This window comes from Cellvibrio sp. QJXJ (assembly GCF_024452345.1).
Classification (GTDB): Bacteria; Pseudomonadota; Gammaproteobacteria; order Pseudomonadales; family Cellvibrionaceae; genus Cellvibrio.
On record NZ_CP101662.1, the window covers coordinates 4,095,188 to 4,117,179 of the forward strand.

Annotated in this window: 15 protein-coding genes; 14 read left to right on the forward strand and 1 reads right to left on the reverse strand. The window is 51.8% G+C overall.

Annotated elements, in window-relative coordinates:
• The first annotated feature begins 106 nt into the window (after nucleotides 1–106).
• The 14 genes from NNX04_RS17735 to NNX04_RS17800 all read left to right on the forward strand — a co-directional run bounded on the left by NNX04_RS17735 (nucleotide 107) and on the right by NNX04_RS17800 (nucleotide 20,751).
• Complete coding sequence (locus NNX04_RS17735) at nucleotides 107–1,600, forward strand: NAD(P)H-hydrate dehydratase (RefSeq protein WP_261946657.1); 1,494 nt, start codon at nucleotides 107–109, stop codon at nucleotides 1,598–1,600.
• 10 nt (nucleotides 1,601–1,610) lie between these two features.
• Complete coding sequence (gene tsaE / locus NNX04_RS17740; protein ID WP_151056114.1) at nucleotides 1,611–2,075, forward strand: tRNA (adenosine(37)-N6)-threonylcarbamoyltransferase complex ATPase subunit type 1 TsaE; 465 nt, start codon at nucleotides 1,611–1,613, stop codon at nucleotides 2,073–2,075.
• Between the two features lie 136 nt (nucleotides 2,076–2,211).
• Nucleotides 2,212–3,870: an N-acetylmuramoyl-L-alanine amidase gene (locus tag NNX04_RS17745; protein ID WP_315973057.1), complete on the forward strand. Its 1,659-nt coding sequence runs from the start codon at nucleotides 2,212–2,214 to the stop codon at nucleotides 3,868–3,870.
• Between the two features lie 23 nt (nucleotides 3,871–3,893).
• Entirely contained in the window at nucleotides 3,894–5,780 is a 1,887-nt protein-coding gene (gene mutL / locus NNX04_RS17750) for a DNA mismatch repair endonuclease MutL (RefSeq protein ID WP_151056118.1), read from the forward strand.
• A gap of 4 nt (nucleotides 5,781–5,784) precedes the next feature.
• Nucleotides 5,785–6,786, forward strand: a complete 1,002-nt coding sequence (gene miaA / locus NNX04_RS17755; RefSeq protein WP_261946659.1) for a tRNA (adenosine(37)-N6)-dimethylallyltransferase MiaA — start codon at nucleotides 5,785–5,787, stop codon at nucleotides 6,784–6,786.
• Between the two features lie 118 nt (nucleotides 6,787–6,904).
• On the forward strand, nucleotides 6,905–7,168 hold the full coding sequence (hfq, locus tag NNX04_RS17760) for an RNA chaperone Hfq (RefSeq protein ID WP_007645040.1): 264 nt from the start codon (nucleotides 6,905–6,907) through the stop codon (nucleotides 7,166–7,168).
• Nucleotides 7,169–7,204: 36 nt separating this feature from the next.
• Nucleotides 7,205–8,533 (forward strand): ribosome rescue GTPase HflX, encoded by a 1,329-nt coding sequence (gene hflX, locus NNX04_RS17765; RefSeq protein WP_007645039.1) that lies wholly within the window; start codon nucleotides 7,205–7,207, stop codon nucleotides 8,531–8,533.
• A 46-nt stretch (nucleotides 8,534–8,579) separates the two neighbouring features.
• Nucleotides 8,580–9,710 carry an FtsH protease activity modulator HflK gene (hflK, locus tag NNX04_RS17770; protein ID WP_261946660.1) on the forward strand — a complete coding sequence of 377 codons (1,131 nt, stop codon included), beginning with the start codon at nucleotides 8,580–8,582 and terminating at the stop codon, nucleotides 9,708–9,710.
• The gene (gene hflC / locus NNX04_RS17775) at nucleotides 9,710–10,585 is read left to right on the forward strand and encodes a protease modulator HflC (protein ID WP_007645037.1); all 876 of its coding nucleotides are present in this window, start codon (nucleotides 9,710–9,712) and stop codon (nucleotides 10,583–10,585) included. Before hflK ends, hflC begins: the two co-directional genes overlap by 1 nt.
• A 173-nt stretch (nucleotides 10,586–10,758) precedes the next feature.
• Complete coding sequence (locus tag NNX04_RS17780) at nucleotides 10,759–11,931, forward strand: ATP phosphoribosyltransferase regulatory subunit (RefSeq protein WP_261946661.1); 1,173 nt, start codon at nucleotides 10,759–10,761, stop codon at nucleotides 11,929–11,931.
• Between the two features lie 46 nt (nucleotides 11,932–11,977).
• A complete protein-coding gene (locus NNX04_RS17785; RefSeq protein WP_040393320.1) occupies nucleotides 11,978–13,276 on the forward strand; it encodes an adenylosuccinate synthase in 1,299 nt (432 codons plus the stop codon).
• 554 nt (nucleotides 13,277–13,830) lie between these two features.
• On the forward strand, nucleotides 13,831–15,510 hold the full coding sequence (locus tag NNX04_RS17790) for a family 15 carbohydrate-binding domain-containing protein (protein ID WP_040393319.1): 1,680 nt from the start codon (nucleotides 13,831–13,833) through the stop codon (nucleotides 15,508–15,510).
• 199 nt (nucleotides 15,511–15,709) lie between these two features.
• On the forward strand, nucleotides 15,710–19,039 hold the full coding sequence (locus NNX04_RS17795; RefSeq protein WP_007645033.1) for a TonB-dependent receptor: 3,330 nt from the start codon (nucleotides 15,710–15,712) through the stop codon (nucleotides 19,037–19,039).
• Nucleotides 19,040–19,236: 197 nt separating this feature from the next.
• A complete protein-coding gene (locus NNX04_RS17800; protein ID WP_261946662.1) occupies nucleotides 19,237–20,751 on the forward strand; it encodes a tryptophan halogenase family protein in 1,515 nt (504 codons plus the stop codon).
• A gap of 77 nt (nucleotides 20,752–20,828) precedes the next feature.
• Here the strand turns inward: NNX04_RS17800 and NNX04_RS17805 are convergent, their stop codons facing one another.
• Entirely contained in the window at nucleotides 20,829–21,947 is a 1,119-nt protein-coding gene (locus NNX04_RS17805; RefSeq protein ID WP_261946663.1) for a glycoside hydrolase family 43 protein, read from the reverse strand.
• Nucleotides 21,948–21,992: the final 45 nt, after the last annotated feature.

Genomic DNA, 21,992 nt, shown 5'->3' on the forward strand with positions numbered 1-21,992 from the left:
ATAGCCAATTCACCGGCGTTCTGCCTTAACCCTTGTGAAGCAAGTTGCGTATAATCGCGCCTCATTCAAGTTGCCCCTATTTTTTGCTGCCCAGGCTGATCCTTTCATGAAAATTATCGCCAGTTCGCCCCTGCTCTATACCGCCGCTGAAACCTACGCGCTGGATGCGGCTGCTATCGCCAGCGGTATTCCCGCGATCCAGCTAATGAAGCGCGCTGGGAGAGCGGCCTATGATTTGTTGCTAGAGCGCTTTCCATCGCCCGCCCGCGTCACGGTTTACTGCGGTGGCGGCAATAACGGTGGCGATGGCTACATTCTGGCGGCGCTCGCCGCCCAGCGGTTAGTGCCGGTGCAGGTAATACAGCTGACTCCCGCGGATAAGCTAAGTGGCGAAGCGCGCCAGGCGTATGACTTTGCCGTGCAAGAAGGTGTGCTCATGCAGGTTTTCACGGCTGCCAGTGCGCCTGCGGAGGGTGTGATTGTGGATGCACTGCTGGGCATTGGCCTGCGCGATGCACCGCGTGCGGAATTTGCGGCGGCGATTGAACAGATCAACGCCAGCGGTTTGCCGGTGTTGGCGCTGGATATTCCCTCTGGTCTAAACGCCGATACCGGTGCTGTTGCCGGTGCGGTAGTCAACGCCAGCCTGACCCTGACTTTTATCGCCACCAAGCGCGGCCTGCTCACGGGGCGCGGCCCGGCGGTGTGTGGTGAGTTAGTGCTTGCCAATCTGGATGTGCCTGAAGCGACTTACACGGCGGCATCGCCCAGTGCCGAACGTGTGCAATTGGCAGAGTTGCAAGGCTTGCTCGCACCGCGCGCGGCCGATGCGCACAAAGGCGATTTTGGCCATGTGATGGTGATTGGTGGCGATACCGGCTATGGCGGCGCGGCGCTGATGGCGGCAGAAGCGGCAGCGCGTTCTGGTGCCGGTTTGGTGAGTATCGCCACGCGCCCCGAACACATCCCGGCAATCCTTGCTCGTCGCCCGGAGATTATGGCTTGCGGTGTGGTTTCCGGTCAGGAGCTGGAACCGCTGCTAGCGCGTCCAACCCTGTTGGTGGTCGGCCCCGGTCTTGGTCGCTCGCCGTGGTCTGAGCAGATGTTGCAGCAGGCGGTTAAAAGTGGCCTGCCCATGGTGCTGGATGCGGATGCACTTAACATCCTCGCCGAAGGTCGAGTGGTGCCAGCGAGCGTTAAACGCGATAACTGGGTATTCACACCTCATCCCGCTGAAGCCGCTCGTTTGCTAGGCATCACCACCGCGGAAGTTCAAGCCGACCGTTTCGCCGCCGTGCAGGCGATCCAAGTCCGTTACAACGCCACAGTCATTCTTAAAGGTGCTGGCAGTTTGGTCGCCGCCAATGGCGACAAGATCGCGGTAGTCACCGACGGCAACCCCGGTATGGCTACCGGCGGTATGGGTGATGTGCTCTCCGGTATTCTCGGCGCACTTATCGCCCAAGGCCTGAGTCAGCCAGATGCAGCACGGTTGGGTGCAGTAGTTCATGCCTGCGCGGCAGATTTGGCGGCTGATGACGTGGGCCAGCGCAGCCTGCTCGCCACCGATTTGATCCCCTATTTGGGCGAATTGCTCTAAGGAGTCGGCGGTGGAAACATTGGAATACATCATCGATAACGACAGCGACATGGTCGCCTTTGGCGAGCAGCTCGGCGCTATCTTCGCTGCTCATGACGGCCCGCTCTCGGTGCATTTGTGCGGCACCCTGGGCGCCGGTAAAACCACCCTCACACGCGGCATACTGCGAGCGTTTGGTCACACCGGTGCAGTAAAAAGCCCCACCTACACCTTGGTGGAGGCCTATGAATTTGGCGTGCGCCGGGTATACCACTTTGATTTATACCGCCTGGGCGATCCTGAAGAGCTTGAATACATGGGTATTCGCGATTACTTCATCGAGCAAAACCTCTGTCTGCTGGAGTGGCCTGAGCGCGGTGAAGGTGTGCTGCCCACGCCGGATCTGGTGATCAATATTTTCGTGCAGGGCGAGGGGCGTCGCTTGGAATTGCGTGCCACCAATCCGCTATTGCACGCACTGCTGGCCAAGCGTTAGCCTTTTTTGCTAGGGGCAAAAGCCCCTTTTGCGGTAGAGTGCGAGCCATGTGCCACGGCGTTTAGCGCTGTTTGGTACGCCATATCCCTATAAAAACTGCTGAATGGGTGTTTGTCTGTTGAGATTGTCTATATCTATGGTTCGCTGGCTGAACTGGGTTTGCTGCCTGGGGGTGCTACTTGCGCCTCTGGCTTTTGCGGCGAAAGTGGATGGTGTGCGCGTGTGGCGCGCGCCGGATCACACGCGCATCGTGCTGGATCTGGATGCGCCCGTGCAGCACAGCCTGACGCTCGCGGCTAACCCTGAGCGCATTATTGTCGATGTTCCCAAAACCAGCCTCAAAGCCCCGCTGGGCCAGTTGCCTTTGGCGGATACGCCGGTGTTGGCGGTGCGCTCCTCGGTTCAAACGAATGGCGATTTGCGTCTGGTATTTGATTTAAAAGCCAAGGTCGCGCCCAACAGTTTTTTACTCAAAGCCCACGGCGGAATGCATGACCGTCTGGTGATCGACCTCTACGACGAAACACCCTCAACCGCCACCGCTGTGCCGGCGACTACCCCTGCAGCGGTTCCTGCCGCCTCCGCAACCACCACTCCAGCAGCCACCAAACCTGCCGTTGTCGATAAACCGGCAGTAGCCCCCGCACAATCCGCTAGTAAGCCAGTAGCCAAAGCTGATCTTAGCGGCAAACGGTTTATTGTTATCGCGGTGGATGCTGGTCACGGCGGGGAAGACCCAGGCGCCCTCGGCCCCAATCGCCTGCGCGAAAAAGATGTGACGCTGATGATCGCCAAAGAGCTGGTTGCGGCGATTAACGCCCAGCCCGGGTTTACCGGCAAGCTCACCCGCACCGGCGATTATTTTATCCCGCTGAAAAAACGCCGCGATTTGGCGCGCAATATGAAGGCGGATTTGTTTGTCTCTATTCATGCCGATGCCTTTACCAAAGCCAGCGCGCGCGGCGCCTCGGTGTTTGCCTTGTCGCGTCATGGCGCCACCTCGGAAACCGCGCGCTTTTTGGCCGAGCGTGAAAATGAATCGGATTTGATCGGCGGGGTGGGCGATATTCGCCTTGATGATAAGGATCAGGTACTGGCCGGGGTGTTGGTGGATTTGTCGATGACGGCAACGTTGAATTCCAGTTTGCAGGTCGGCCAGCAGGTGCTCAGCTCCATGGGTGGTATTGCGCATTTGCACAAGCGCCATGTGGAACAGGCGGGCTTTTTGGTGTTGAAATCGCCTGATGTGCCGTCGATTCTGGTGGAGACCGGTTTTATTTCCAACCCCGGTGAGGCGCGCAAATTGGCCACACCGGCGTATCGCAAACAAATGGCGCAATCGGTATTTAAAGGTATTCGCCAGCATTTTTACCAGCATCCGCCAGCGGGCACTTATGTTGCGGCGCAAGTGGAATCCGGTGCCGGCGGCGGTTTTGAGCGGCAGCATGCGGTGGCCGCTGGAGACAGCTTATCCGGCATTGCCAATCGCTACGGCGTGAGCATGCAGCGGTTGATGCAGTACAACAATTTACGTTCAACCAGCGTGAATATCGGCCAGACCTTAAAAATTCCGGCGACCAACTCACCTGCCGTTGCCCAGTCGCAACCTGCGCCTACCGCGCGCCCACAAGCGCAAATCGCCACTGCACCGCGGATGCACCGCGTGGTGGCCGGCGATACCTTGTCGCGTATTGCCAGCCGTTACGGCGTGAGTGCCAGCGCGATCCAGCGCCATAACAATATGAAAAGTACGACCGTAAAACTGGGTCAAACCCTGAAAATTCCCACTTCCTGATTCATCGCCGCGATTGGTTTCCCATGCGAAAAATTAAATTGCTCAGCCCGCGCCTCGCCAACCAGATTGCTGCTGGCGAGGTTGTTGAACGTCCATCCTCGGTGATTAAAGAGCTGCTGGAAAATTCACTCGACGCCGGTGCAACGCGTTTGGAAATTGATATTGAAGAGGGCGGCATCAAGCTCATGCGTGTGCGTGACAACGGCGGCGGCATTGATAAAGACGATTTGCCACTCGCACTCAGCCGTCACGCCACCAGTAAAATTTATGAACTGGATGATCTCGAAGCAGTTGCCACCTTAGGTTTTCGCGGTGAAGCATTGGCGAGTATCAGTTCGGTCGCGCGTCTGGCGTTGATTAGTAGCACCAATGATGACAGCGCAGGTTGGCAGGTAGTTGCCGAAGGGCGCGATATGGAAACGCAGTTATCGCCCGCACCACACCCGCGCGGCACTACTGTTGAGGTGCGCGATTTGTTTTTTAATACGCCTGCGCGCCGTAAATTTTTACGCACCGATAAAACGGAATACACCCATCTTGAGGATGTCGTAAAACGCTTGGCATTATCACGTTTTGATGTCGCGTTTAATTTGCGCCACAACGGCCGTGCCATTTATTCCTGGCGTGCGGGTGATTCTCAGCTCGAGCAAGAGCGTCGCGTCGCCCAGGTGTGTGGCCCGGCGTTTATGGAAAATGCGGTGCATCTTGATATAGAGCGCAATGGTTTTCGTTTGTGGGGTTGGGTGGCGCTGCCCACCTTTTCGCGCAGCCAGGCAGACTTGCAGCACTTTTATGTGAATGGTCGCGCGATTCGCGACAAGCTCGTCAGCCACGCTGTACGCCAAGCTTATCAGGATGTGTTGTACCACGGCCGCCATCCGGCGTTTGTATTGTATTTGGAACTGGATCCATCGACGGTGGATGTGAATGTGCATCCCACCAAACACGAAGTGCGTTTTCGCGATAATCGCAACGTACACGACTTCATCTACTCAAGCTTGCATCACGCACTCGCAAAAGTTCGCCCGGAAGATACGCTTGCAAAACGCGAACTGGGTGAAGGCGCCGATGAAGTTTCCGGTATAAATCCATTTGCACTTTCATCCACCAAACCGATTCAAGGCATTGCGGCGGGCGAATTCAAAGGGCAGGAGAGTATGGGCTTTCGTGCGGCGTCCGGCGCGAGTCATTATTCATCGTCAAATTACCAGCCTGCACAAATTAATCCCGGTGCTGTGCGTGAACAGATGGCGACCTATGGCGAGTTGCATCGCCCCGCAAATCCCACGGCAACTTATGCTTTGCCGGAATCTGCTAGCGACGAGATTCCCCCACTGGGTTATGCCATCGCACAATTAAAAGGTATTTATATTCTCGCGGAAAATGCGCAGGGTTTAATTGTGGTTGACATGCACGCGGCGCACGAGCGCGTGACTTACGAGCGTATGAAAGAGTCGTTTCACTGTGGCGGTTTGCAAACCCAGCCACTGCTAGTGCCTGAGTCGATAGCGGTCAGCGAAAAAGAAGCGGACTTTGCCGAAAATTTTAGCGAGGTATTCAAAGCGCTCGGCTTTGAGTTGCAGCGCGCTGGCCCGGAAACTTTATTAATTCGCCAGCTACCGGTCATTTTAAATCGCGCCAAAGTTGAGCAATTGGTGCGCGATGTTTTATCCGATTTGATTGAGCACGGTAGCAGCGAGCGCATCCAACATCACATCAACGAAATTCTTGGCACCATGGCCTGCCACGGCTCGGTGCGTGCCAATCGCAAACTGACCATTCCCGAAATGAATGCGCTGCTGCGCGATATGGAGGCGACCGAGCGCAGTGGTCAGTGCAACCACGGCCGACCCACCTGGCTGCTGCAATCGCTCGACGATCTCGACAAAATGTTTATGCGTGGGCAATAAGATCATGGCTACTTCTGCGCAGAAACCGCTGGTGATTTTTTTGATGGGGCCAACCGCGTCGGGCAAAACCGATCTGGCGATTAGCTTGAGCAAATTATTGCCGGTGGAATTAATCAGTGTGGATTCGGCGTTGGTTTATCGCGGTATGGATATTGGTTCGGCCAAACCCAGTGCCGCCGAATTGGCGGAAACCCCGCATCGCCTGATTGATATCCGCGACCCGGCAGAGCCCTATTCCGTTGCCGATTTTGTCGCCGATGCCGAGCGCGAAATTAATGCGATCCACGCGCAGGGAAAAATTCCACTGTTAGTTGGCGGCACCATGCTCTATTTTCGTGCGCTGCTCGATGGCTTGGCCGAAATGCCTGCCGCAGATACTGAAGTGCGTGCGCAAATTGAACGTGAAGCGGCAGAGTTCGGTTGGCCGCATATCCATGCCCAGCTCGCCTTAGTTGACCCGCAGACTGCGGCCGACATTCACCCCAATCATTCGCAGCGGCTTAGTCGCGCGCTGGAAGTTTATCGCGTGAGTGGTAAAACCATGGCGCAATTGCGTGAGGTGCAACATGCACAGCCGCGAACCAGTGCGTTTTGTGAGCGCTTTACTGTTTGTCAAATTGCCATAGCTCCACGTGATCGCGCCACCTTGCATCGGCGTATTGCTGAACGATTCGAAAAAATGCTGGTCAGTGGTTTAGTAGATGAAGTGCGGGCGCTTTATGCGCGCGGTGATCTGCAACCCGATTTGCCCGCCATTCGTGCGGTGGGTTACCGCCATGTGTGGGATTATCTTGATGGGCGAGTCGATTACAACGAAATGCGTGAGCGTGGAATTATCGCTACCCGGCAGTTAGCCAAGCGACAATTTACTTGGTTGCGCGGTTGGTCGACAAGCTCAAATAGTGAACTACACTGGTTATGCACGGAGACTGATCAGGGAATTTCACTCACGAAGGAAGAAATTGTGCATTGCGCCTTGAATTTTATAGGTCGCACCGCCATATAATGCCTACGTGAGAAGCCTAATCTGATTTTCATGCTTTCTTCCACCTCCTCCCGATGGATTCGTTGGGTGTTTTAGGTGGGTAAATTACTATAATTTTTATTGTCCCTAGGAGATAAACATGTCAAAAGGGCATAGCTTACAAGACCCTTACCTGAACGTTCTGCGCAAAGAGCGTGTGCCTGTATCCATTTACCTGGTAAATGGAATTAAGTTACAAGGCCAGGTTGAGTCATTTGATCAGTTTGTCGTGCTGTTGAAAAACACCGTAAGCCAAATGGTTTACAAGCATGCAATCTCCACTGTTGTTCCATCCCGTGCTGTTCGCGTTCCGCTGTTGAACGAAGGCGGCGTTGAAGGCGAAGAAGACGAGCAAGCCGAGTAATCTATCAAATCATTGATACTGACTCGAGGTAGCTAATTGTTTTTTGATCGTCCCGAATCGGGTGAGCTAGCAGTGCTGGTTCACCTGAATTTGTCTCACGGCCAAGACGCCGAAGACCCACGTGAATTCGAAGAGTTGGTTTTATCTGCCGGGGGCGACCCTGTGGCATTTTTAACCGGATCGCGAATTGTCCCCACTGCAAAATTCCTTATCAGCACCGGCAAATTGCAGGAGCTGCAACAGTTGGTCGTCGATAACGGCGCCGAGCTGGTTATTTTTAATCATACTTTAACCCCCAGTCAGGAACGCAATCTGGAGCGCGAGCTACAGTGCCGCGTACTTGATCGCACCGGTTTAATTCTTGATATTTTCGCCCAACGCGCACGAACCTTTGAGGGTAAGTTGCAGGTTGAGCTGGCGCAATTGCGTCACAGTGCCACGCGCTTGATTCGCGGCTGGACTCACCTTGAGCGTCAGAAAGGTGGTATCGGTTTGCGCGGCCCGGGGGAAACCCAGCTGGAAACTGACCGTCGTTTGTTGCGTAATCGTATTGGGCAAATTGAGCAGCGCCTGGAAAAAGTTCGCTCCCAGCGTGAGCAGGGGCGGCGTTCGCGTCAACGCGCGGCTATTCCGACCGTGTCGCTGGTGGGCTATACCAACGCGGGTAAATCTACCCTGTTCAATCGTATTACCGGTGCTGACGTTTACGCTGAAAATAAATTATTTGCCACCCTTGATCCAACCATGCGCCGAATCGAACTATCTGATGTTGGTGCAGTAGTGCTGGCGGATACGGTAGGTTTTATTAGTCACTTGCCGCACCGACTGGTGGAGGCATTCAAAGCGACACTTGAAGAAGCTAGCAACTCAACTTTACTCTTGCATGTGATAGATTCAGCAGCTGAAGAACGCCTGCGCAATATTGAACAGGTGGAATTGGTGCTGGAAGAAATTGAGGCGGCAGATTTACCGCAATTGCGCGTCTATAACAAAGTAGACTTGCTGGCAGATACCGGCCCGCATATCGATCGCGATGAAACCGGCAAACCTATTGCGGTTTGGCTGTCTGCGCAGACAGGTGCTGGTTGTGAGCTGTTAAATCAGGCGATCTCAGAAGTGCTGGGAAAAGAGCTTGTCAGCGGTTGCCTGGTTGTCCCGCCAACACAGGGGCGCTTGCGCGCTATGCTCTATGCACAACAGGCGGTAGTGAGCGAAAATCACCGCGCTGATGGCGCAAGTCTGCTGCAAGTACGTATACCCAAAGATGATTTATTGCGGATTCTCAGTGCGGCAAATATAGCTTTTGAGAGTCTGTTGTGGGATGAGTCAGGAACACTGCCGGATATGCCGGTTGCACAGGAATAGTTAATTAAATCCCAAACCAGTTTTACTTTCTATGTGGAGAAATAGTATGGCCTGGAACGAACCGGGAAAAGACAAAGACCCCTGGAGTGGTCGCGGTAATAAAAATGGCAACGATGGCCCGCCGGACTTGGATGAGGCATTTAAAAAGTTGCAAGACAAACTCAACGGCATGTTTGGCGGCGGCGGATCAGGTGGGCGCTCAACTGGCAACGCGAATATGAAGCCACTATTTGGCGTTTTTGCTGTGGTTGCCTTGCTGATTTATATCGGCTCGGGAGTCTACCAAGTGGACGCCAAAGAGCGTGCTGTGGTGCTGAAATTTGGCGCCTTCTCGGAAATCAAAACGGAAGGCCTGAATTGGAACGCGCCACTGATTACCGATGTAATCAAGGTCAATGTCACCGGTGAGCGTCAGTATCCATCACGTGGTCTGATGCTGACTGAGGATGAAAGTATCGTAGAGCTGCCTATCTCTGTGCAATACAACGTCTCTGATGTAAAAGCATTTGTATTGAACGTGCGCGACCCTGAAACCAGTCTCCGTCATGCCACAGATTCAGCGGTGCGCCATGTCGTTGGTTCCAGCGAGTTAAATCAAGTCTTGTCCGAAGGGCGTCAGGCGATTGCAGTGGAAGTTAAGCAGCGCTTGCAGTCTTACCTTGATGCCTATGGTGCAGGTATTCAAGTCAACACGGTCAATATTCAGGATGCTCGCCCGCCAGAAGAGGTTCGCTCGGCGTTTGATGATGTGATCAGGGCTAAAGAAGATGAGGCCAGATTCAAGGCGCAGGCTCAGGCCTACGCTAACGGTATTATTCCTGAAGCTCGTGGTCGCGCCCAGCGGATGATCGAAGAAGCAGAAGCCTACAAAGCTGAAGTAATTGCACGTGCCGAAGGTGAATCGGATCGTTTTGAAAGCTTGCTAACAGAATATAAGCGTGCCCCCGAAGTGACGCGTCAGCGACTGTATATAGAAACCATGGAAAGTGTGATGACTAACTCGTCCAAGGTAATGGTGGATGTCGCTGGGGGAAATAACATGTTGTATCTCCCTCTGGATCGCATGGTGAATCGTCAGTCGGTCGCCGAACCAAAATCACAACCAGAAAATTTCAATAGTCGTGCTGCTCAGCCAGTTGAATCGGCTACGCCACTTGTTCGTCGGGAGATGCGCTAATGTCTAGTAAAGGTCTCTTATCAATAGTTGCGCTGTTGGTCGGTTTGGTTATTTTTGCTAACTCGGCTTACGTAGTCACTGAATACCAGCGCGCAGTGGTATTGCAATTTGGTCGTTTGGTGAAAGCAGATGTGCCGCCAGGTTTGCACTTTAAAGTGCCTTTTGCCGAAAAGGTGCGCAAGTTTGATGGTCGTTTATTGACCGCCGATATGGCAACAGAAAGCTTCTTTACTGTTGAAAATAAGCGGTTGATGGTGGATTCCTACATCAAGTGGCAAGTGAAAGATGTCGAGGTTTACTATAAGGCAACGGGTGGTGATGAGTTAACCGCAGAAAACCGGCTTGCCCAGCGGGTTGCCGATGGCTTGCGTAACCAGTTTGGTCGTCGCACATTGCATGATGTGGTGTCGGGTAAGCGCGATGAATTAATGAGCGAGATTACCGCCAGTATTAATCTTGATGCCGTGAAGCTACTGGGTATCGAAGTAAAAGATATTCGTGTTAAACGTATTGATTTCCCGGCCGAGGCAAGTCAGCCAGTATTCGCCCGTATGGCTGCTGATCGTGAAAAAGAGGCGCGTGAATATCGTTCACAGGGTAAGGAGCAGGCTGAAGTTATTGGTGCGGATGCAGACAAGCAGGTGTCAATATTGGAGGCTAATGCCTATCGCGATGCGGAGCGTATTCGCGGTGATGGCGATGCCCAGGCCGCGGCAATTTTTGCCCAGGCATACAGTAAAGATCCTGAGTTCTACAGTTTTGTGCGCAGCCTCAATGCTTATCGCCAGAGTTTCAGTGGTAAAGAGGATTTGATGGTGGTTGACCCCAACAGCGATTTCTTCCGCTACTTAAAAGACCCTCAAGGCAAGAACTAAGTTGAAATCGCCCGCTCTGCGGGCGATTCTTTTTGGGGCGGGATGATCCAAGTGTAATTGGCCTACAAATCCCGCACCAAACAGTGTTAAAATGCCGCAACCGAGCCGATCGCTCGGTTTTTTTATGCGTGCGTGCCGGACCATCCGGTTTTGTTTCTCTACCAGAGTCGCTTATGACCTACGCTGATCGCTGGCTGTTACCGGACGGAGTGGAAGAAATCCTGCCCGCCGAAGCCAAAGCTATAGATAGTTTGCGCCGCCGTTTGCTGGATTTGTACAGCACTTGGGGCTATGACATGGTGATTCCACCACTGCTGGAATACACCGACTCCTTATTAATCGGATTGGGGCGCGATGTTGATCTGCTCACCTTTAAGGTGACCGATCAACTCAGTGGCCGTACCTTGGGGATTCGCGCTGACATCACGCCGCAGACCGCGCGTATGGATGCTCACAGTTTTAAGCGTACTGGCGCTAACCGCCTTTGTTACGCCGGTCATGTAGTTCATACCCGCCCCAAGAATCCGCTCGCTACGCGTACACCTATTCAAGCTGGCCTTGAGTTTTACGGCGAGTCAACTATCGCGGCTGATATAGAAGTGGTGTCATTGCTGCTGGAGTCGCTCAGTGTGGCGGGGTTGCCGCGACAACATATCGATTTAGGCCATGTTGGCATTTATCGCGCTATTGCTGCCGCAGCTGGTTTGAGCAAGGTACAGGAAGATGCCTTCTTTGAATTGCTACAGCGTAAAGCCACTACAGAAATTCGCGTCTGGGTTGATACAAATATCGACGACACCAGCACGGCTGCACTGTTTTTGGCATTGCCCGGTCTGGCTGGCAATAAAACCGTTTTGCAAAAAGCGCGTGAGCTATTTGTTGCGCTGCCCGCCGCACAGGCAGCAGTTGATCAGCTCGATCAAGTGGCGCAGGTTATTGAACAGCGCTACCCCAATGCTGAGCTTTATTTCGATTTGGGCGAGTTGCGCGGTTATCACTATTTGACCGGGTTGGTATTTGCGGCGTTTGCGCCCGGCTATGGCAACCCCATCGCCAGCGGCGGCCGCTACGATCACATCGGCGAGGTCTTTGGGCGTGCGCGCCCTGCGACCGGTTTTGCAGTGGATATCACTGCTATCAGTAAATTAGGCTTGTTGCACAAAGGGCAGGTGAGCGCGATTGCGGTAGTTGGAAACAGCGATCCAGCCCAGTGGCAAGCAGTACAAGATTTGCGCCAGCAAGGTGAGCGAGTTGTGGCGGTAAGTGGCGAGGCCGATCTGGCGGAGCTGGGTTGTGATCGTCAACTGCTGTTACGAAATGGCAGCTACCAGCTGGTAGCCTGTTAATCGGTCAGTTTTCTTTATTTATCTAGCACAGAGAGTTAAACCAGTCATGGGCAAGAACGTCGTGGTATTGGGCACCCAGTGGGGTGATGAAGGCAAGGGCAAGATCGTGGATTTGTTGACCGATCAGGTCTCTCTGGTGACACGCTTTCAGGGCGGTCACAATGCGGGTCATACACTGGTGATCGACGGTAAAAAAACCGTGTTGCACCTGATTCCCTCCGGCATTTTGCGCGATGGCGTAACCTGCTTGATCGGCAATGGTGTGGTGTTATCACCCGAAGCCCTGTTAAAAGAAATTACCGAGTTGGAGGCGACTGGCGTGCCAGTGCGCAGCCGCTTGCGTCTGTCACCTGCTTGCCCCTTGATCCTGCAATACCATGTTGCTTTGGATCAGGCGCGCGAATTGGCGCGCGGCGATGCCAAAATTGGCACCACTGGTCGCGGTATTGGCCCGGCCTATGAAGATAAAGTTGCCCGTCGCGGCCTGCGGTTGGGCGATTTGGTCGATATGGACAGTTTTGCTATCAAACTCAAAGCGATTCTTGAGTACCACAACTTTGCCCTGACCCAGTACTACAAGGTTGAGGCGGTGGATTTTGATAAGGTGCTGGCCGACTGCAAAGTCTGGGCGGCGCAATTAATGCCGATGATGGCCGATGTCACCGAGCTGTTGCACAGCGCACGCGAGCAAGGTGAAAGCATTCTGTTTGAAGGTGCCCAAGGTTCGCTGCTCGATATAGACCACGGTACCTATCCCTTTGTGACCTCGTCTAATACCACAGCTGGCGGCACTGCCACAGGGTCAGGTTTTGGTCCGCTCTATCTGGATTATGTCCTTGGTATCACCAAGGCCTATACCACCCGTGTTGGCTCCGGCCCATTCCCCACTGAGTTGGGTTGTGAAATCGGCGAATACCTGGGTAAAAAAGGTCATGAGTTTGGCGCCACTACTGGTCGTAAGCGTCGCTGTGGCTGGTTTGATGCTGTTGCAGTGCGCCACGCCAATCGTATCAATAGTGTGACTGGCATCTGCCTGACCAAACTCGACGTACTCGATGGTTTGGAAACAGTGAAAATCTGTATCGGCTATCAGGATGCTAAAGGCAATGCGATTGTCGGTATGCCCTACGATGCCGAAGGTTGGGCTGATCTCAAGCCTATCTACGAAGAGATGCCTGGCTGGAGTGAATCCACTGTAGGCGCACAAACCCTGGAACAATTACCTGCCAATGCGCGTGCCTATATCAGCCGCTTGGAAGTATTGATTAAGGCTCCAATTGATATTATCTCCACTGGCCCTGACCGCATCGAAACTATCGTTTTGCGTCATCCCTTTCAAGCCTAATTCTCGCCTCCTTATATGCCCCAAAAAGCCCGCTTTCAGAGCGGGCTTTTTTGTGAATAAAAATAACAATTGCAGATAAATTTGCGCGCTACTTTTTTGTTGATAGCGCTGTCACTTTAGTACATAAAGACTAATATTTATCGTGGGAAGTGATCTAATAATGACTTATGGTCAGATTGACACAATAATCATCATTGGCGTAGCATGTGCTCATCTTGTGACCTGTGTTTACAAGTATGCAAGATGGAGTCTGGCACTAGAATCCTAGTACACACGAGGGTCCGGAACTTCCTGAAATAAAAAGCAATATGAAAATCACCTAAAGATAAATTTAACAAAAAGGGGTTGGCTATGGTTTTCCATAAAAATCAAAAGACCGTAAATCAGCAGGGCTTAACGTTTAAAAAATCCATATTCGCTATGTGCACTACCGCTCCAAAAGTGGCAGGTCGCTAAGGGCTGCAACAAGTGAAGACAGTGGAAAGCCAGCCGGATTCAGTCAGCTTGCGCTTAGAACAATTAAATCCAAGACTAGAATAATAGAGGGTCTCAATATGTTTCAAAAACTACTCATCGTGTTCTGCACAATCTTCGTGCTCTCTGCCTGTGGTGGCGGGAGTAATGATTTGGGGCCGAAACAAGCTCCACCGCCTGTTGATAATGGAGGCGATGGAGGTGGGGGCGAACCCGAACCCGAACCCGAACCCGCTGAGCCGCGAATTTTTTCCTTTATTGCGTTTAGCGAAGAAGCTGACACCTACGACTGGAGCAGCCGTTGCGTTGATGCCTGTAGTGCCACTGCCACGCTAAGCTGGAATGCTAATGAACAAGTGCTGGCGGTAGATCCACAGTGGGCTAGCGATACTGATCAGTTAGATATCGTCGGATCTGTGGGCGAAGTCAGCGATATGGCGGGTTCTGCGGCCAGAGTTTGGGTCTTTGTTACAGAGGAATACGCCAACGACGGCAAGATGAGCATGCATTTATTGCTGGGTAATGCTCAGGGCCGTAAGGCTGTAAGTCTCGGCTACCAACCAAAAGCTGGTTGGAACCGCCTTGAAATGTGGGAAATGGCAGCTGGCACCGGCGAAACCGTTATGGTGGGCGATGTGGAGGCAATCGATTACGGCACCTTCGCATGGCATGACGAGGGCTTCACCCTGCGCAACATCAATGAGATTGGTGTGCGCTTTGTGGCTAACGGCAAGGCGCCAGAGGTTGACGGGCAAGTGTGGTTAGACAATGTCACCCTGACACCAGCGTCTGGCACCGGTCCGCTTATCGTCGATATGGATGATGCAGCTTGGACGGTGATGGATGCGACCCCTGCCGTTACAGTACAGCGCGATGATACCGGTGTTTACTTCGAGCCTACCGCTGGTGACCAGAAGCTGGTTTATCTGCTTGAAGGCCCGGTTGACCTTGTTGGTCGTAGTTTTGACATGACCTTCACTGTGGATCAAGCCTTCAAAGACTCCGGTGCGGATGTTCAGCCAATCATCCAGTTGAACTTCGGCAGCTATACCGGTGAATTTGGCTGTTATGTGGGCAACGGCTCCCTGACACCTGGCGTTCCCCAAACAATTAATTGCGCTACAGACAATGATGCGTTCGTGGCTGAAGAAGGTCAGAACATCCGGGTCGGGTTGCAAGTTAAAAACCAACCAGCAGGTCGCCTGACTATTAACAGTATGCAGATCAATATCGTTTCTTCGAGTGATACTGGGCCATTTGCAATTATCCCATCTCAAGCATCGGTTGATTCGGGTGCTTGGAGTAATGACAACTGGCAGGGCCTTGCGAGTGCTCCTGATTTGTCCTACGACAGCGAAAGTGGTGCCTTGAGTATTGCTCCGAATTGGCAGGCAACTGACAGTAACGAACGTACCGTAATGTATGTTGCTGCTGAAAATGAGCTGCCGGATTTAGAGGGCGCGACAGTGGGTGTAGAGCTGTACCTCAGTGACTACTACATCACTGAGAACCCCGGTATGGCGATACAGATCTACATTCAGCAGAACAGTGGCAGTTATTCCGGCAACTTTGGTAGCAATATCGCTCTGAGTGCGGCGGAAGACCTGGGTAACGGTTGGTACCGATTCGAGCGGGTTATGGAAGGTGTTCCCACCGAGCCGACCGCCCTGCGCATGGGCATTAAGCTTCAAGGCGCGGATTTAGCCACTCGGGAGGCATCCGCAGATCCGATTCTGCTCCGCAGGTTTACTGTCGAGTAATCCGTGCAAGGTCGTAACAAAAACAAATAGTGAGCGTTGAACGGCGATGAGAAGCATTACATATGCGAAATATCGCCGGTCGATGCTGTGTAAATAATAACAAGGTTACCAAATAACATCGGGGTAAAGCGCTATGGTCTATTTAGACAACGCCAAGAAAACCATCACTTTCAAGAAGTCGATACTTGCCATGTGCGTCATGGCAATAAGCTCTCCCACGCTTGCGCAGAATGCATCTGGACAAGACCAAGCGGTAGAGGAGGTTGTAGTTAGTGGCGTCCGCCAAAATCTTGAGAACGCCCAGGACATTAAACGTAACGCGAACACCTTTGTGGATGCTATTTCAGCAGAAGACATTGGTTCTCTACCGGATCGCAGTGTATTGGAAGCTATGCAGCGGATGCCAGGTGTGTCTATTGAACGTTTTCAGGCGCCGGATGATCCCGATCACTTTGGTGTGGAAGGTAGCGGTGCCGTTATCCGTGGTATGAGTGCGACCCGAAGTGAATTCAATGGTCGTGACTCCTTTACTGCTAACTCTGGCCGTGGCCTGAACTTTCAGGACGTACCACCAGAATTGATGGGTGGTGTGGATCTGTATAAAAACCAATCCGCCGACATGATTGAAGGTGGTATTGGCGGCACTGTCAGTTTGAAAACCCGTAAACCCTTTGACCGTGATGGTCAGATGTTCGCTTTTACCGGTGATGTCTCCTACGGTGATATGGCTGAAGAGGCTTCTCCCACGGTTTCGGGTCTCTACAGTAATCGTTGGGATACTGAAACTGCCGGTGAGTTCGGATTGCTTCTTAACGGATCCTATTCCGAGCTGATCGGTACCTCACATGGTATCCAGAGTGATGCTTTTGTGAAGTATCGCGCCGATACCTTAGGTGCTCCAGCTAGCGCTGCGATGGATGATGGCCAAGTGTGGATGACCAACGGCTCTAACTTTTTTACCAAAGAAGATGAGCGTATCCGCCGCGGATTCGGCGCATCGCTGCAATGGGCGAGTCCGGATGACACCTTACTGGCTACTGCTGAGTTCTTGCGCTCAGATGCACGCCTGAGCTGGAAGGAAAATGCCGTTAAGTATCAGGGTGGCTATGGTGATGCTAACGACGATGGCACAGTCAGTGAAAACCGTCGTGCGCGCCCTTATCCTGGTACCGAGTTTACCTTCAACGGCGACAGTATTTTTGAATCTGGTTATATCACTGATGGCGGTGGCTGGCGTGGTGGTGAAGGCCGAGTGCCGACCGCTTGGGACGCAGCATGGGGGCTGGGTGACACTGCTCCGGACGGCTACGTCACTCAGAATGACTATTTCGGTCAGAAATATCAGACTGATACACGCTACAAAGATACGCGTACTATCGTTGAAGACCTTAGCTTTAATCTGCAATGGACACCAAGCGACGCTTGGGAATTTGAGGCTGATTTGCAGTTTGTTGATGCAACCACTTCAGATGATGACTTGCAGGTTGCACTTGGTATTCACGCATTGCAAATCTTGGATTTGCGCCGCGATACACCTAGCCTTACGGTCATTGAACCCTGGGGCGGCCGTCGTGATGCTAACCCCGAGTGGTATGCAACCGATTTCCCTGGTTTCTCCAATGACCCAGCCGGCGACTCTAACTACTTCCAAGATCGTGATTCCTACTGGCTACGTTCTGCCATGGACCATTACGAGCGATCTGAAGGGGAATCCCGCGCTGGACGCTTTGACGTAACCCATAACTTTGATGACGGTTTCCTGACTGCTGTTAAGGCTGGGGTTCGCTACGCCGAACGTAACCAGGTAGTGCGCAATACTTCTTATAACTGGGGGAGTCTCGGTGCAGAATGGGCTCCGGGTGGTGGCGAGGGTGCTCTCTGGTTATCCGAGCTGGATGAGAGCATTTATGACGAGTTCCAGTATGTTGATTGGTCTGACTTCCATCGTGGTGGCGTGGTCTCCATTCCTGGCGATGGTTTTATCTTCCCCACAGAGGATCTCTTGAAGGATGTGATTGCTGGTCGTCAATTACCTCAAAATAACCCCAATGGTGAGGGTATTTGGGAGCCCTACCAAAATCGCCCAGATGTTATCCCAGGTACCTATTTCGTTCCGGCTGAAGTCTACGACACCACTGAAACCAACGAGGCTATTTATGTTCGCTTGGATTTTGGTTCGGATGAAGGTGCTTTCCGATTCAACGGTAATGTCGGCTTGCGCTACGTTAGGTTAGATCGCGATGCGATAGGTTCGGTTCAATTCCCGGATATGATTGGTCAAGCTATTCCTGCGGGGGCACCTACTGACTTGACTGACAGTGGCGCTATCCGCAAGTGGGCAGAGGATCAAGTTGGGCCTTTCGATCCGGGCCTGTTTGAGTCGGAACAGGATTGGTTGGATGAAGTGACTACTCTGCTCTCTTACTCGCGCGACGCTAATAACTGGTTAACTCCAGATGAAAAAGCGTTCGGTAATGACTACGATGAGGGTGAGTTGGAGTCGAGTGCCAAATGGGATGATGTGTTGCCGAGCTTCAACTTGAAGGTTGAGCTGACAGATGATCTGATTGGTCGCTTTGCGGTATCCAAGGCTATTGCTCTTCCGGATATGTCTGAAGTTCGCAACCAGGCGGTTCTTGGTGCGCGCGGCTTGAACGTTACGCGGGTAGTTCCAGATCCGAATGCTCCGGCATTGCCAGGTCCGGTCGACTCTGGTGTAGACATAGTGTCTGTTGATCCGGCGATTTGGACCGGTAACGGTGGCAACCCTGCGTTGAAACCCATGGAGTCTACCCAGTGGGATGCGTCTTTGGAGTGGTATTTCGCGCCTGTTGGCTCCCTTACGGGGACTGTTTTCTATAAAGATTTGAAGAACTTCTTTATTGAAGGCGCGCTGCCCAGAACGTTCACCAATCCTGATACTGGTGTAACTCAGACCGTTGATTTCACCACTACGCGTAATGGACGAGAAGGCAAGTTGCAGGGTATCGAGCTGGCTTACCAACAATTCTTCGATATGCTCCCAGAGCCATTCGACGGGTTTGGTATTCAGGCGAACTACACCTTTGTTGACTCAGAGGGTATTCCGAACTTTTCTTCTAGTGGAACTGCCACTGAAGCGGAGCCGGAAGAGAACGTAACGCCGCAGCCCGGTTTGGAGCCCTTTGATCCCGCTGCTTTGGAAGGGCTGCCGCTACGCGGTCAGTCAGAGCACACTGCTAACCTGGTGCTCATGTACGAGAAGAACGACTGGTCTGCGCGGTTGGCTTACAACTGGCGTTCCGAATATCTTCTCACTACGCGTGATGTGATCAGCGGTCAGCCGATCTGGAATAGTGCTTCGGGCTTTCTGGATGGTGCGATCACCTACCAGTTAACTGAAGAAATCTCTCTCGGCTTACAGGGTACCAATCTGGCGAATACCCAGACAGAAACCCTGATGACACTGGATGGAGAAGGTCGTCAGACTGGTCGCTCTTGGTTCGTCAATGACCGCCGCGTGGCTCTGACAGTGAAAGCTGTGTTCTAATCTCTCTAGGGCTGAGGCTAAAGAAGGCGCAACCACAATGGGGTTGTGCCTTTTTTTTGGTTCCGCATAATGGTTAAGTAAAAAATAACGATAACTGAAACTAATCCAACTTGGAAAACTCATGCGCCGTCATTTTTATTTTGCGACCAGCCGTGAATTTTATGGGGTTAAGTAAGTAACGAAATTGGGTGATTACAATGCAGGATAACAATATAAGACGCATCGCCATTGTCGGTGGTGGAACATCGGGTTGGATGACTGCTGCAGCACTATCCAAGCTAATTAAACCTGACTATTGCCAAATACAACTTATCGAGTCCGAAGAGATAGGGACGGTTGGTGTGGGTGAGGCGACTATTCCACAAATTCAGTTATTTAATAAATTGCTGGATTTGGATGAAAATGAATTTATCCGCAAAACCCAAGGCACATTTAAACTCGGGATCCAATTTGTTAACTGGAAAAAAATTGGGCACAAATACATTCATGCATTTGGTGAAGTGGGCAAGGACATGGAGGGGGTTCAGTTCTATCATTACTGGCTGAAAATGGCGGAGTTAGGTAAAGCAGAAGAACTGGGGAACTATACCATCGGTGGTCTTGCTTCTGATCGCGGAAAATTTATGCGGCCATTCGATGCGGGTAATTCACCCTTGTCTAATATCGCCTATGCATTTCATTTTGATGCGGGATTGTATGCACGGTTTCTGCGTGAATATTCCGAAGTGCGCGGCGTTATACGTACTGAAGGCAAGGTCGTAGATACAATTTTACGTGCGAGTGATGGGTTTATTGAATCAGTGCAATTAGAGTCGGGTGAACGAATTGAAGCGGATTTTTTCATCGACTGTTCCGGTTTTCGTGGGCTGTTAATCGAGCAGGCATTAAAAACGGGATATGAGGATTGGTCCCACTGGTTGCCATGTGATCGCGCTTGGGCTGTTCCCTGCGAACGCGTGGGAGAGCCAACGCCCTATACTCGTTCTACTGCGCATTCGGCGGGATGGCAGTGGCGAATTCCGCTGCAGCACCGCACTGGTAATGGGCATGTTTTTTCCAGTAAATTTATGAGTGAAGATGAAGCCTGTTCCATCCTATTAAACAATCTTGATGGAAAGCCCTTGGCTGAGCCACGTTTGCTCAAATTTGTGACTGGGAAGCGAAAAAAAATCTGGAATAAAAATTGTTTGGCAGTGGGCTTGGCAAGTGGTTTTATGGAACCATTGGAATCCACTAGTCTGCATTTGGTGCAATCGACTATTGCGCGTTTAATGAGTTTTTTTCCAAACAAATATTTTGATCAAGAAGATATTGATGAGTTTAATCGTCAGGCTAGTTTTGAGGTTGAAAAAATTCGTGACTTTTTGATTCTGCATTATCACGCAACCGAGCGGAACGATTCCGATTTTTGGAATTACTGCCGCAACATGAGCATACCTAAGGAATTAACTCAAAAAATTGAACAATTCAAAAAGAACGGACGCATCTATCGTAATAACGTTGAAATGTTTAATGAGTTAAGTTGGCTTGAAGTGATGCACGGCCAAGGTATCTACCCTCGAACTTATCATCCCTTGGTTGATCGAATGACAGACGATGAAATTGCTAAACGGCTGGAGGGGATTAGAAGGGTGATTGAAAAGTCCGTCGAATACATGCCAACGCATGCACAGTATATTGCTGAAAACTGTAGGGCGGAAAAGATCTATTAATATCGAGTGCAGAAGATTTGTTGTTAAATGTAAAAATCCCGATCAGCAGTTGATCGGGATTTTTTGTTACAGCAAGGTTAATCCAAATAAGCATCCACCGTGCGAATAGTGCCGTCGTCGTTGTGAATTAATTCGGTGACTTTTACGTTGCGCAAATAGGTTTTGCCGCCGGAGAGTTGGCTGTCGTGGTAAAACAAAAACCATTTGCCTTCCACTTCCACAATGGAGTGGTGATTGGTCCAGCCGAGCACTGGCATGAGCACGATACCTTGATGAGTAAAGGGGCCGTAGGGGCTATCACCAGTGGCGTAAGCAATGTAATGGGTGTCGCCGGTGGAATAGGAAAAATAATATTTTCCGTTAAATTTGTGCAACCAGGCACCTTCAAAAAAGCGGCGATTAGTGTCGCTGCCCAATAAGGGTTTGCCGGCGTTATCCAGAATTTGAATATCGCGCGGGGTTTCTGCGAGCTGCAGCATGTTGTCGTTCAGGCGCGCTACTTTCGGGCTGAGTGCAGGTTCATTGCTCGCGGGATATTTGTCTTCCTCCACATAACTGCCGCTTACCCAGCGTTGTAATTGCCCGCCCCAAATGCCGCCGAAATATAAGTAGTGACTGCCATCGTCGTCTTTAAAAACGCTGGGGTCGATACTGAAACTACCTTCAATGGGATTGGGCTCTGCTGCAAAGGGGCCGCTTGGAGAATCGCTGGTAGCGACACCGATGCGGAAAATGCCGTCTTTATCTTTTGCGGGGAAATATAAAAAGAATTTTCCCTCTTTTTCTGCGGCATCCGGTGCCCACAGCTGGCGACTGGCCCATGGAATATCTTCCAATGTTAATGCGACGCCATGGTCGGTAACTTCACCGCCGATTTTTTCCATAGACAATACGTGATAATCCTTCATATCAAATTTGTCGCCTTCACCGTCACTGGTGATACCGCTGTCGATGTCGTGTGACGGGTAAATATAAATGCGGCCATTGAACACGTGGGCCGATGGATCGGCAGTGTAAATATGACTCACCAGCGGTTGGCCGATAAATTTTGTGGTGTCGATTGCCGGTGCGCTTTCGCTGCTGGCGGCGCTGCTGATGGTTGTAGCGGTGCCTGGCTGGGCGTTTTTATCGCCGCAGCCACTGCTCAAAAGTGCGGCGCCTAGCGCCAGGGTTAGTAAGCTTTTAGAAAAATTCATTCGCTGCTCCGGTCATTATTTTTAATGGATTATGGTGTGGTAACA

Bases quoted from the DNA above. Each gene is read 5' to 3' on its own strand.
- NNX04_RS17795 (WP_007645033.1), top strand. From the start codon at position 15,710: ATGGCAATAAGCTCTCCCACGCTTGCGCAGAATGCATCTGGACAAGAC.
- NNX04_RS17780 (WP_261946661.1), top strand. From the start codon at position 10,759: ATGACCTACGCTGATCGCTGGCTGTTACCGGACGGAGTGGAAGAAATC.
- hflK (WP_261946660.1), top strand. From the start codon at position 8,580: ATGGCCTGGAACGAACCGGGAAAAGACAAAGACCCCTGGAGTGGTCGC.
- NNX04_RS17745 (WP_315973057.1), top strand. From the start codon at position 2,212: ATGGTTCGCTGGCTGAACTGGGTTTGCTGCCTGGGGGTGCTACTTGCG.
- hfq (WP_007645040.1), top strand. From the start codon at position 6,905: ATGTCAAAAGGGCATAGCTTACAAGACCCTTACCTGAACGTTCTGCGC.
- NNX04_RS17800 (WP_261946662.1), top strand. From the start codon at position 19,237: ATGCAGGATAACAATATAAGACGCATCGCCATTGTCGGTGGTGGAACA.
- NNX04_RS17790 (WP_040393319.1), top strand. From the start codon at position 13,831: ATGTTTCAAAAACTACTCATCGTGTTCTGCACAATCTTCGTGCTCTCT.
- hflC (WP_007645037.1), top strand. From the start codon at position 9,710: ATGTCTAGTAAAGGTCTCTTATCAATAGTTGCGCTGTTGGTCGGTTTG.
- miaA (WP_261946659.1), top strand. From the start codon at position 5,785: ATGGCTACTTCTGCGCAGAAACCGCTGGTGATTTTTTTGATGGGGCCA.
- NNX04_RS17805 (WP_261946663.1), bottom strand. From the start codon at position 21,947: ATGAATTTTTCTAAAAGCTTACTAACCCTGGCGCTAGGCGCCGCACTT.
- mutL (WP_151056118.1), top strand. From the start codon at position 3,894: ATGCGAAAAATTAAATTGCTCAGCCCGCGCCTCGCCAACCAGATTGCT.
- NNX04_RS17785 (WP_040393320.1), top strand. From the start codon at position 11,978: ATGGGCAAGAACGTCGTGGTATTGGGCACCCAGTGGGGTGATGAAGGC.
- NNX04_RS17735 (WP_261946657.1), top strand. From the start codon at position 107: ATGAAAATTATCGCCAGTTCGCCCCTGCTCTATACCGCCGCTGAAACC.